Origin of the sequence: Streptomyces erythrochromogenes (assembly GCF_036170895.1) — a bacterium.
Lineage (GTDB): Bacteria > Actinomycetota > Actinomycetes > Streptomycetales > Streptomycetaceae > Streptomyces > Streptomyces erythrochromogenes.
Genome location: NZ_CP108036.1, coordinates 6864076 through 6875634, shown reverse-complemented (window position 1 = coordinate 6875634; position 11559 = coordinate 6864076). Strand labels below are relative to the sequence as shown.

Here is an 11559-nt window from a genome sequence, read left to right as displayed (position 1 = left end):
TCAGGGCACCCACCCACTTGCGCCCGCACACGACCGCTGCTTCGTGGACGCCACGCTCACCTCAACGTGAGTGGCCGTCGTCTGACAAGACCGACCCGAGCATTCTCGCCCGTTCGACGGCAGTTGTCAGTGGTGGGGTGAATGATGGGCGCGTGACGGAAACCTCTCCAACTCCCCAGCCGGAGACTGCTCCCAACGCCGACCACGCGTGGAAGGCCCTGGGGTTGGTCATCGACTGGATCAAACATGCTGAGACCAAGGCCGGCGCCACGCTCGCAGCAACCGGGGTTACCGGTGGCGTGCTCTACAACCTGATCAAGGACGTCACGACGCCATCTACATGGCTGATCGTCAGCTCTGCCCTATGCGCTCTCGCTGTTGCGGGAGCAGGCCTGTGCGCCGCCATGGTGCTCTGGCCTCGCCTGGGGATGAAGGAAGAGCCAACAAGTCTGTTGTACTTCCACCACATCGCGCGAGGCCATACCGCTAGCGACACCTATGCCACCTCCCTGGTCGCACTGACCAAGGATATGGATGCCCTGGTCACGGAGATCGCCAGTCAAGGCTGGGCCAATTCACGAGTCGCCCATGACAAGTATATGTGGGGCGGCTGGGCAATTCGCATTCTCCTCATCGCCCTCGTAGCGCTTGCAGTTAGCACTGCACTGCGCGTCATCGATTAGCACAGGAGGTAGAGTTGGACAGTAACTATAAACCGTACGATCACGTCGCCAGCGCACGCAGAATCAGAGATTACCTGACTGGAACCCAGGGCAGTTACGAAGAAGTCAACGCACTGCCCGACCGAGACAAACTCACATTCTCCAACGGCTTCTACGCCAACTGCTCCGCCATCTTCGTCGACATTCGCGGCTCCTCACAACTCCCAGACCACTACAAGCGCCCCCGATTGGCTCGAATCTATCGCGCATATCTCTCCGAACTGGTCGCCATATTCAACGGCGAGCCGAACACGCGCGAGATCAACATCGCTGGCGATGCCACCTGGGCAGTCATCAATACACCGCTTAAGAGTGACATCGATGACGTATTCAGCCTCGGCGCACGGGCAAACTCGATGGCCCAGATCCTCAACTACGAGATGAAGAAGGCATCCTACGAACATCCGATCAAGGTGGGGATCGGAATGTCGTGGGGGCGAGCCTTGATGATCAAAGCAGGCTACAACGGCAGCGGAATCAACGACGTTGTGTACATGGGAGACGTCGTAAACGAGGCTGCAAAATTGGCGAACTATGGAAACAGCCAGTGGGGAGTACCTGCAGTAGTAACATCCACAGACTTCCATGGGAACCTTAACGAACACAACAGAGGACTTCTCGCCTACGACTCCACCCGTAAGTGTTACACGGGGTCCGTGATTAGTAAGGCCATGGAGGCCTGGATCGACGAGAACTGTAAATGAATCGATTACACCTCCGGCTAGGTGAGGGACAAGTGAGTTGGTTCCCTGATTCAAGCCGGGGAACCAACTCACTTTGCCTAGCCTCTCCCAAACTGCGTCGGAATACCTAGATCCACTGGCTTCCTCCTAGCCTGCCGCAGCGCTTCTTCCCGCTTGCCCTGGAGATACGTGAGTGTGAGCTCGATACCTTCGATTTCACCGACCCACCCCTCCGTTTCAGCCCTCTGAAGACGAGACCTGAGATCGCCTTCCAGCTCTTCCAGACGTGAAAGCATCTTCGGGTTGACGTGAAGCATCGGGCAGCGAATACAGGCATGTTCGTGCTGGCACGGAGTTCCGTAGGGGCGTCCACAGGAGCCGAGTTCGACCTTCCGACGCTCGAAGTGCTCCTCGAACTCCGACCACTCCTCGTTCGTCGTGTCTCGGTACTCACCGTCGGGCCGAATCTGGCGGCGGTGCTGTAGATGCTCCTGGTAGTGGCGGATGACATCTTCATCGAAGACCGCGACGTAACCACGGGTGGTCTGGATGTTCAGGTGACCCAGCAGAGCGGCACCGATATGGATCGGGAGGCCGCTGTTGACGAGCTCCGTCGCGAAGATCCTGCGGAAGTCGTGCGGGGTGAACTTCAGTCCGCGGAACTCATGGTGCGTCTCGGCGAGCTGTTCGCAGAGTCTGCCGAGCATGACCTGGAAAGTCGCACTGCTGAAGACCATCGGGGTCGTGCCGTTCTGCCGCTGGAAGAGGAACGGCATCGGAGCACTCCACACCTTGTCGTGGTAGTCGAACCTGGCGAGCAGCGGAATCGGGCGGCCGGTGCGGGTGTGACGCCGGACGACAGAGGCGATGACGTGGAACAGCTCGGCGGACATCGGGATGACGCGTTCGCGGTCGGTCTTCGAGGGAGCGATGACTAGCAACGCGATGACCTCTCCGTTCGCCCGCTGGTATTGGCGAATGCTCAGATGGGTCAGCTCGCATAGCTCTTCGATGCGAACGCCTGAGTGACGCAGGGTCTCGACGGTGGCCCACTCCCAGAAGGCTGCTTCCTCATCGGTGCCGATATGGACGATCCGGCCGCTGCCGATTTCCTGAACGCGGGTGGGCACCGCGTCGCCGTGGCGGAGGAGTTTGAGGTCGGCCTCGGTGCGGATACGTCGGTACTCAATCCCCTCGTGGGTGAACGCCTCGCCTTCGGTGACCTTGTCAGCCTGAGCCAACAGCAGGCGGGCGCGGTCGTAGCGGGTTTCGACGTGGTTGACCAAAACCGGCAGCAGCGGTTGGCGTTGCCGGGTGCGGTCGGCAGAGCGTTCGTTGATGCGTCGGCGCCGCGCGCCCAAGCCGCGGAGTTCGGTGGGCGGTACCGGACAAGGGGCGACCCAGGCCGCCCAGCGTTCGGGCTCTGCGGCAGCCCAGGTGTGCAGGTCGTAGTAGAAGCTGCGCAGGGCAATGACGATGCTGTCCTGGCCGACGCGGGGCTTGCCATCATCCTTGACAGTGATCATCTGGCGCCAGCTCGTGTAGTTCTCCGGCGAGATCCTCAGGTCCGCCTGGTCCGGGTTGATCGTCTCGATGTTCTTCCAGAAGTGGCGGGTGAGCTTGCAGACGAGGTCCTTGAGGGTGGAGTAGTCGGTGTCGGCCTTGCGTCGGGTGAAGTATTCAATGAGCAGGCCGCGCACGGATTGGTTGGAGATCTCGTACTGGTCGACGAGTTCCTCGATGCTGCGCTGCCCACGTAGCAGGGCGGCCCGCATCGACTCTGGCGTAGACGGCGGGAAGTGCCCCATTGCGTGCAGGACGTTCCAGACGCCACGGCCAATCAGCCGGTTGGACGCCTGGCTGCCCGGTTGCAAGATGCAGCGAGCCTTCCGGTTCTCGTGGGTGAAGTGCAGCAACGCGGCGGGGGTGACATCGCTGAGGGCGACACCCTGGACGGTCAACAGCATGCACAACTCGTTGATGGCGTCGCGGCGGTGCATCTGGCGAAACTGGTGGGCGCGCACCTGTTCGGCGTACTCGTTCAGGAGCTGATCTTCCTGAACGGCGATGAACATCGCCCCGTAGTTGGGCAGCGGGTTGCGTCGGAATGCGAGCGGGGTCGGCTGGATGACGCGCAGGCAGTAGAGAGCCCGGATCCCGGCGATGACGCCGATGCCCGTGGTCTGGCGCGATCCCACTTCGTCGGCGGCGATCTGCCCTTGGCCAAGTGGGCTGGCGTCCCATCGCTCCTGCCACGTCTCCCCGCGGAAGTCGAGGAGGTATTCCAGCAGCACACGGGTGGAGCTCTTCCAGTTCAGGCGGGTGGCACGAGGGGTGTCGGGCCAAATCGAGGAGGAGCCAGCCACCTGTGACAGGAGCGAGACGGAGGCGGTGGCGAACTCCCCGTGCGGCCGGGGCAAGGTAGCCGCAACGGCGGATCCGGGCGTGATGGGGCCGCCGACGAAGCGGCTGGGGAACTGAAGGCCCTCGGCGACCGGGCCGTGGCGACGGCTGAGGCCGGTGGTACGGAGCTGCGTGTCAGGCACCGAACACCGCCGCGATGTCGTCCGCGTTGTAGCCGGTGGGGTAGCTGCGTTCGACCCGTGGGGCGTTGTAGTGCTCGGTGAGCTTGTCGAAGATCTCCTCGACGCGAACTGCCAGGTACCGGCTGGTGGTCTGGATGTTGGCGTGTCGCAAGACGGCCTGGACCTCGGGCAGGGTGAGCTTGCCACCGTTGGCCATCCGGTTGGCGGCCGTGTGCCGCAGATCGTGCAGCGTCCAGTTGGTGCCCAGGGCCTCATTCGCACGCTGGATGATCCGGCGCATCGCCCAGTAGGTCATCGGCCGGTCCGCGCCGCGGCGGGTTCGCCACAGCGGCTCGTCCGCCGGCGGGGTGCCGATCTCGTCAAGGTAGCGGGCCAGGCGCACGAACGCCTGCGGTGAAGCCGGGACCGGTTGACGCTCCCGAGTGCCCTTGGAGATCAAGTAGATCTTCTGGCCGGCCCAGTCGAGGTCTCCGATACCGACGCCGAGTAGTTCCTCGGCTCGGGCCCCGCTGGAGACATAGAACTCCAGCAGTGCGCGGTCGCGCTCGCAGCCCATGCGCTCGAACAACTCGTCCCAGAGGTGATCAGGGATCGACCTGGGCGGCCGGTCGGCGACCTTCTGCCGCAGCCGGGCACGGCCGAGCACCGGCTTGGGCTCCAGCGGGCTGCGGTGAGCCAGGGCCCGACGCCGCTGCGGTGAGTCGGGGACGGGGTTGGTGACCGGTCCGTTGCCCTGGTGGGCATGGAACTCGTAGAACCCGCTCACCACCGACAGGGCGTGGTTGATCGTCCGTGGCGCGTACCCGGCTCGCAGGACCGGCTTACCAGTGCGCAGGTTCACCGATCCCGGAGCAGCGGCCCCGGCCGACTTGCGCTGACGCTGGGGGTTCGCCGCCGACCGTAGCCACCCAGTCAGTACGGCAATCTCCGCTTCGGTCGCCTTCTCCCAGACCACGCCGAGTAGCCACAGCAGCCGGAACCAGCGCAGCAGCCCGTACCCATAGCTGCGGACCGTCAGCGGGCTGCTGTCATTCAAGGCTAGGTCGCGCAGATACGCGGTTACCGGCTCGATCTCGTCGTCGTACCCATTGACGACGATGTACGGAGGATGGATGCCCCGCGCCGGGACCACCGCCCCGACTCGGGGAAGCTCGGCCCGCCCCTCCATCAGTTCATGTCGTAGATCCACTTCACTCTCCTCGTTGTTCTCGGGAACCGTCACCGAGAACAACGAGCCAAGAAGGTGCAGATAACTGTGCACCTCTCGGGCTTCACCCCGCGCCGCCTGGCTCCCGCGGAGCAGGAGGAGCTCCTGACCTACCGCCTCGGCATCACCAACGTCGTGGCCCGAGCCACGGCCCGCGCCGACGAGCTGAGCGCGGAGGAGTTCCGCGAGGGCGGCCGCATCCTGACGGCCAAGGTGGAACTGCTGCGCCCCCAGTGGCTGGCGGTGGTGGGAGTGACCGCCTACCGCACGGCCTTCGGCGAGAAGAAGGCACAGATCGGCCCCCAGGAGCGCACCATCGGCTCCACCCGCATCTGGGCCCTCCCCAACCCCAGCGGCCTCAACGCCCACTGGACCGCCGACTCCATGGCCCAGGAATACGCCCGCCTCCGCGAGGCCGCCGAATCCCCCGCCGACTAGGCCGGCTCAGGCCGGCCAGGCGACCTGCCCGCTCTCGACCTGGAGCACGTCCGGGACCTCGGCTTCGTGGAACCTGAGGAATCCGATCCCGACCACGCCGTCCCCGCGCAGGTGCGTCTCGTGGGCCCTTGCGGCCAGCCAGCAGAGCAGCTCACCGATCTCGTCGAAGTCGTCCGGGTGTATCTCCTGCCGGGACGTCAGCGACCAGCCCTTCCGCGACTGGTCCGCACGGCTCGCCAGTGCCGAGCAGAGAACGCCGCCCACGCGCCACGCGGCGCCCTGCCCGGCCAGCAGAGGACGGGGATCGTCCTCGATCACCGGCATGTCCGCGTCGTCCAGCACCACGACCGGGAACTCAGTGACGATGGTCAGGCGCTCCGGCTGGGGTCCGATCCCCAGATGCCAGTTCAGCTCGGCCAGTTCCGGCTCGGAGATCTCGTCCCGCAGGTCGACGGCAATCATCAGCTCGTATACGTCGCTCACCCGGGCCACCCTAGCGCGGATCTATGACGGTGGCCCCTGCCGTCAGCAGGTAGGGGTCCTCGCCGTCCCGCTGTGTCACACAGGCCACCAGCCAGTGCTCTCCGGCCCTCCACAGGTGGACGTGGTCGGTGCTGCCGCACAGCTCCTTCCACGGCTCCGGTATCTCCTCCCCCTCCGCCACGCGGTCCCTCAGCGTCCCCAGGCTGAAGATCTGCGGGTCTCCCCACCGGTCGGTCACGGCCTGCGTGAGCGCCCCGTATTCGGCACTGATCTGGTCGGCGGCCTCGGTCCTGCCCGAGCCGTCGTCGTCCCAGAACTGCCGTGTCCGGGACAGCCGCACCAGATGGAATCCCGGACCGCTGCTGCTGCCGACGTTCCGGACCGGCTCCCGCGGGAACTCCTTCGCCAGGAGCCGGTCGATCGTGTCGAGGTGCTCTGCCGTGGTCATGCCGTCAGTATCCCGAGCAGCACTGACAACTGGCCTGCTGTCACGCGTCCCTGCGGCGCACCGCCAGCCATCCGCCGAGCACGGCAGCCCCGGCCCACAGGGCCATCACGCCGAGCCCGGTCCAGGGCCCGAGGTCGCCTTGCGTCTGGGCGTGCAGCACCAACTGCCCGGCGCGGTCCGGCAGGAACTGGGCCGCGCCGCCCGCGGCCTCGCCGACGACGAAGGACACCAGCAGGACGAAGGGTATGAGCAGGCTCAGCACGACCGTCCCACTGCGCAGCACCGCGGTCAGCCCGGCCGCGAACAGTGCCATCATCGTGAGGTAGAGCCCGCTGCCGACGACGGCACGGTAGGTACCCGGGTCGCCGAGCTCGAGGGCGTACTGCCCCATGAACGCCTGACCCGCGACGAAGGTGACCAGCCCGGTGATCTGACCCGCCAGCAGGGCCAGGACGCCCACCGTAGCGATTTTCGACAGGTAGAAGCGGGTGCGGTTGGGCACCGCTGCCAGCGAGGTGCGCAGCGCCCCGTTGTGGAACTCGCAGGACACGGCGCCCGCGCCGAAGACCATGGCGGCGATCTGGCCGAAGGAGATGCCGTAGTAGGCCGCGAAGAGCGGATCGTCACCCATGCTGCCGTCCTCGGACCGGCCGATGGCGGCTGCCGTCAGCGCCTGGATGCCCGCGGTGACGACGAAGACGGCTATGAGCCCCCCGAGGCTGCCGCGCAGGGACCGTATCTTGATCCATTCCGAGTGCAGGGTGGGGACGGTGGGCAGAGCGGCGCGCATGGCGGGGCCTCCTGGAGGTCGGGAAGTCAGTGGGTTGCGGTGAACTGCGCGTGATCGGCGGTGAGGTCGAGGTAGGCCTGCTCCAGTGAGGCGCGCTCGTCGGACAGTTCCAGCACGGGAATGCCCTCACGGGCGGCCAGGTTGCCGAGCTGCTCGGCCTGTATGCCCTCGACGGTCCATCGCCCGTCGGCCGCGTCGGCCAGATCGAAGCCGTCCCGGGCGAGCGCGGTCCGCAGCCGGCCCGGTTCGGAGGTGCGCAGGCGCACCCTCCGGGTGCTGCGGGCGTCGATGAACTCCTCCATCGACGTGTCGGCCAGCAGCTTGCCGTTGCCGAGCACGACCAGGTGGTCGGCGAGCGCGGAGGTCTCGGACATCAGGTGGCTGGAGACCAGCACGGTGCGCCCTTCGGCGGCGAGGCCGCGCATCAGCTCGCGGATCCAGATGATGCCCTCGGGGTCGAGGCCGTTGGTCGGCTCGTCCAGGAGGAGCACGCCGGGGTCGCCCAGCAGCGCGGCGGCTATGCCGAGGCGCTGGCGCATGCCGAGTGAGAAGGACTTGATCCGCCGCCCCGCCACGGATGCCATCCCGGCCTGCTCCAGGACCTCGTCCACCCGGCGTGCCGGAATGCGGCCTGCGGCGGCGAGGAAGCGCAGGTGGTCGCGGGCGGTGCGCCCGCCGTGGGCCGACTGCGCGTCCAGGAGGGCGCCGACCCGGTGCAGCGGGTCGGGCAGGTCCAGGTAGCGTCGGCCGCCGATGGTGGCCGTGCCGGCGGTGGGCCGGTCCAGGCCCAGCAGCAGGCGCATGGTGGTCGACTTCCCGGCGCCGTTGGGGCCCAGGAATCCGGTGACCCGCCCGGGCAGGACATCGAAGGTGAGGCCGTCCACCGCACGGTGGGCGCCGTATGCCTTGGTCAGTTCTCGGATCTCGATGCTGTTCATGGCTCAAGGTTCGCCGCCGGCCCCACCCCCTTCCCTCCCCCATGCGAGGGTGCCGTCTCCCCCACGTGGGGGAGACGGCCGCGAGCAGGGCACTGCCACCATGGAGCCATGTACCGACTGCTGCGGGCTCCGTTCCAACCAGTGACCTATTCACGCTGGTTGCACCTCTGCGTGCCCCTGCTGCTGCTGGCCATATGGATGTTCGTGGTGCCGGAGTGGCCGTGGGGGCCGATGCTGCTCGTCCTGCCGTTCGGGCTGGTTCCCTGGGTGCGGCTGGCGGAGGGGCTCCAGGCTCAGTTCCTGCTCACGCCGTATGACCGCGGCTCCGCCGACGGCTCCATAAGCCTGGCTCCTTCGGCGCATTGGGGCGACCGCTGGCGTACGGTGCTGTGGCTGGAGACGCGGATGGTCATAGCGACGGGGGCGGTGGCCGCCACCGTCTGGATGCCCGCGCTGACCGTCGAACTGTTCGCGAACGCGCTCGGCTTTTCACCGGATCCGGGGCCCTTGGCACCGCTCATACCCGAGCGTCGCTGGGTCGCCGCGCTGCTGGTGCCCGTTCCGCTCCTCGTCCTGATGGTCGTCGTGGTCCTGCTCGGCGAGTTGATCACTGCGATCGCCACCCGGCTGCTCGGTCCTTCGGCGGCCGAGCGGCTGAGCGCCCTGGAGGCGCGTACGGAGCAGTTGCTGGAGCGCACCCGGATCGCGCGGGAGCTGCACGACTCGATCGGGCACGCGCTGACCGTGGCCGTCGTGCAGGCGGGGGCGGCGCGCGCCGCGGGTGATCCCGCCTTCACCGACCGGGCGTTGTGCGCCATCGAGGAGACGGGCCGGGCCGCGCTGGAGGACCTGGAGCGGGTGCTCGGGGTGCTGCGGGAGTCCGGGCAGCCGCCGTCACAGCGGCCGACGCTGGCGGAGGCCGACCGGCTGTTGGAGTCGGCCCGGGCCTCCGGCTCCGAGGTGGACGCACAACTGACCGGGCCGCTGGAGAAGCTGCCGGGGCCTGTAACCCGGGAGGGGTACCGCATCCTGCAGGAGTCGCTCACCAACGTGCTGCGCCACTGCGGTCCCGTACCGGTCCGGGTGCGGGTGGAGATGGCCGTGGACCGGCTGGAAATGGAGGTGACGAACCCACTGCCCGAGCGCCCCGGCGTCACGCTCGGCGGCGGCAGCGGACTGCGCGGGATACGGGAACGGGCCGCGCTGCTCGGCGGGGAGGCCGAGACCGGACCGCACGAGGGCGGCTGGAGGGTGCGCGCACGGCTTCCGCTGGAGCGAATACGCTGACCGGATGCCGGTTACCGTACTGCTCGTCGACGACGAACCCCTGGTCCGCGCGGGTCTGCGCGCCGTCCTGGACGCCCAGCCCGACATCGAGGTGGTGGGTGAGGCGGCCGACGGCGCCTCCGTGATCCCGCTCGTGCGGCAGTTGCGGCCGGACGTGGTGGCCATGGACGTGCGGATGCCGCTGCTCGACGGGATCGAGGCGACCCGCGCGGTGCTGCGTACGGTGGACTCCCCGCCGAAGATCCTCGTGGTGACCACCTTCGAGAACGACGAGTACGTCTACCAGGCGCTGCGGGCCGGAGCGGACGGGTTCCTCCTGAAGCGGGCCCGGCCTTCCGAGATCGTGCACGCCGTACGGCTGGTGGCGGAGGGCGAGACCCTGCTCTTCCCTGCGGCCGTGCGGGCCCTGGCCGCGGAGTACGGCAACCGGCAGGCGCGGGCGGTGCTGGAGCGGGCCGCCCTGACCGAACGGGAGGAGGCGGTCCTGCGGCTCATGGCGCGGGGGCTCACCAACGTGGAGATCGCGTCCGAGCTGATCATCGGCACGGAGACGGTCAAGTCCCATGTCAGTGCGATCCTGGCGAAGCTGGGGGCCCGGGACCGCACCCAGGCGGTGATCACGGCGTACGAGTCGGGCTTCGTCTCACCCGCCTGAGAGGAAGGGCCTGCTCCGACCGATGGGGGGCTGCTTCTCGCCGCCGCACCCGACGCGCAGTACGATCCGGCTGACAAGCTCGCTAGCTGGGAGGACACACGTTGGGGCAGCTGACCGGCGGGGATCCCTCTCTGCTTCGGCGGATCAATTCCGCGGTGGTGCTGCGTGCACTGCGCACGGCCGGGTCGCCGACCCTCACCGACCTCACACGGCTGACCGGTCTCTCCCGGCCGACCGTCGAAGGGGTCGTGGAGGGGCTGATCGGGACCGGGCTCGTCGTCGAGGCCGACGCGGAGGAGGGCGCGCGGCGGCAGGGACGGCCGGCCAGACGGTTCCGGTTCCGGGCCGAGGCCGGACACCTGCTCGGCATAGAGATCGGCTCGCACCGGGTCGCGGTCCTGCTGTCCGGGCTGGACGGCCGCATCATCGGCGCGGGCACCAAGGAGGTCGCGGAGACGGCGTCGGCCGACGAGCGGCTGGAGCGGGTGCGCGCGGCCGTCGCCGATCTCCTGCGCCGCGCCGGCGTGCCGCGGGACTCCCTGCGGGCGGTCGGGGTCGGCAGCCCCGGGATCGTGGAGGCGGACGGCACGGTACGCCTCGGCACCGCCCTGCCCGGCTGGACCGGGCTGCCGCTCGGGGACCGCCTGCGGCGCTCGTTCCGGTGCCCGGTACAGGTGGAGAACGACGCCAACGCGGCGGCCGTCGCCGAGCACTGGAAGGGCGCCGCGCGTGACACCGGCGACATGGTGTTCGTGATGGCGGGACTCAGTCCCGGCGCGGGCTCGCTCATCGGCGGCCGACTCCACCGGGGCTTCGGCGGGGCGGCCGGAGAGATCGGCGCCCTGCACCTGCTGGGCCGCGAGGCGACGCCGGAGCGGCTGCTGTCGACGACGGGCGAGCCGCTGCACCCGCTGGACGAGCCGGCGGTCGCCGAGGTCTTCGCGAAGGCCAAGCGGGGCGACGAGCGGGCGGTCGCCGCAGTGGAAAGGTTCCTGCAGCGCCTGGTCCACGACGTGGCGGCGCTGGTCCTGGCGATGGATCCGGAGCTGGTGGTGGTCGGCGGCTGGGCGGCCGGCCTGGACGGGGTCCTGGAACCCCTGCGCCGGGAGCTGGAGCGCTACTGCCTGCGCCCGCCGCGCGTGGCCCTGTCGCTGCTCGGTGAGGCGGCGGTTGCGACCGGTGCCCTCCGACTCGCGCTCGACCACGTCGAGGAGGAGCTCTTCGCGGTGGAGAAGACCGTCACGGCCCGCCGCCGCTGACGCCCCGCACAGCCCCGCATCACAGCACACCGGCGCACAGCACAAGCACTCGCTGCCCCGCCCGCGCACCCCGGAAAGCCGGTACGGCCGTGGCCCCCGCCCC

At 68.1% G+C, this 11559-nt stretch carries 12 protein-coding genes; 6 read left to right on the top strand and 6 right to left on the bottom strand.

Features of this window, described 5'->3' with window-relative positions:
* Window positions 1-152: 152 nt before the first annotated feature.
* A complete protein-coding gene (locus tag OHA91_RS31550; RefSeq protein WP_031150005.1) occupies window positions 153-683 on the top strand; it encodes a Pycsar system effector family protein in 531 nt (176 codons plus the stop codon).
* Between the two features lie 14 nt (window positions 684-697).
* A complete protein-coding gene (locus tag OHA91_RS31545) occupies window positions 698-1426 on the top strand; it encodes an adenylate/guanylate cyclase domain-containing protein (protein ID WP_078959243.1) in 729 nt (242 codons plus the stop codon).
* Between the two features lie 77 nt (window positions 1427-1503).
* Here the strand turns inward: OHA91_RS31545 and OHA91_RS31540 are convergent, their stop codons facing one another.
* A complete protein-coding gene (locus OHA91_RS31540) occupies window positions 1504-3951 on the bottom strand; it encodes a tyrosine-type recombinase/integrase (RefSeq protein WP_328740465.1) in 2448 nt (815 codons plus the stop codon).
* The gene (locus OHA91_RS31535) at window positions 3944-5140 is read right to left on the bottom strand and encodes a tyrosine-type recombinase/integrase (RefSeq protein WP_031150001.1); all 1197 of its coding nucleotides are present in this window, start codon (window positions 5138-5140) and stop codon (window positions 3944-3946) included. Before OHA91_RS31535 ends, OHA91_RS31540 begins: the two co-directional genes overlap by 8 nt.
* 54 nt (window positions 5141-5194) lie before the next feature.
* On the opposite strand from OHA91_RS31535, the gene OHA91_RS31530 reads away from it, so the two are divergent.
* A complete protein-coding gene (locus OHA91_RS31530; protein WP_245240083.1) occupies window positions 5195-5596 on the top strand; it encodes a mismatch-specific DNA-glycosylase in 402 nt (133 codons plus the stop codon).
* 6 nt (window positions 5597-5602) lie between these two features.
* Here the strand turns inward: OHA91_RS31530 and OHA91_RS31525 are convergent, their stop codons facing one another.
* Genes OHA91_RS31525 through OHA91_RS31510 form a run of 4 tightly spaced genes read right to left on the bottom strand, consistent with a single transcriptional unit; the run spans window position 5603 to window position 8255 of the window.
* Window positions 5603-6079: a hypothetical protein gene (locus OHA91_RS31525; RefSeq protein ID WP_266503300.1), complete on the bottom strand. Its 477-nt coding sequence runs from the start codon at window positions 6077-6079 to the stop codon at window positions 5603-5605.
* 10 nt (window positions 6080-6089) lie between these two features.
* A complete protein-coding gene (locus OHA91_RS31520; RefSeq protein ID WP_328740464.1) occupies window positions 6090-6527 on the bottom strand; it encodes a hypothetical protein in 438 nt (145 codons plus the stop codon).
* A gap of 40 nt (window positions 6528-6567) precedes the next feature.
* A complete protein-coding gene (locus OHA91_RS31515; protein WP_328740463.1) occupies window positions 6568-7317 on the bottom strand; it encodes an ABC transporter permease subunit in 750 nt (249 codons plus the stop codon).
* Between the two features lie 26 nt (window positions 7318-7343).
* Window positions 7344-8255 carry an ABC transporter ATP-binding protein gene (locus OHA91_RS31510; protein ID WP_266503298.1) on the bottom strand — a complete coding sequence of 304 codons (912 nt, stop codon included), beginning with the start codon at window positions 8253-8255 and terminating at the stop codon, window positions 7344-7346.
* A 108-nt stretch (window positions 8256-8363) separates the two neighbouring features.
* Between OHA91_RS31510 and OHA91_RS31505 the strand changes: the two genes are divergently transcribed.
* The 3 genes from OHA91_RS31505 (at window position 8364) to OHA91_RS31495 (ending at window position 11456) form a co-directional block, all read left to right on the top strand.
* Window positions 8364-9542, top strand: coding sequence for a sensor histidine kinase (locus OHA91_RS31505; protein ID WP_031149989.1), 1179 nt, complete (start codon window positions 8364-8366; stop codon window positions 9540-9542).
* 4 nt (window positions 9543-9546) lie between these two features.
* Window positions 9547-10197: a response regulator gene (locus OHA91_RS31500; protein ID WP_031149987.1), complete on the top strand. Its 651-nt coding sequence runs from the start codon at window positions 9547-9549 to the stop codon at window positions 10195-10197.
* 101 nt (window positions 10198-10298) lie between these two features.
* Complete coding sequence (locus tag OHA91_RS31495) at window positions 10299-11456, top strand: ROK family transcriptional regulator (RefSeq protein ID WP_031149985.1); 1158 nt, start codon at window positions 10299-10301, stop codon at window positions 11454-11456.
* Window positions 11457-11559 lie beyond the last annotated feature (103 nt).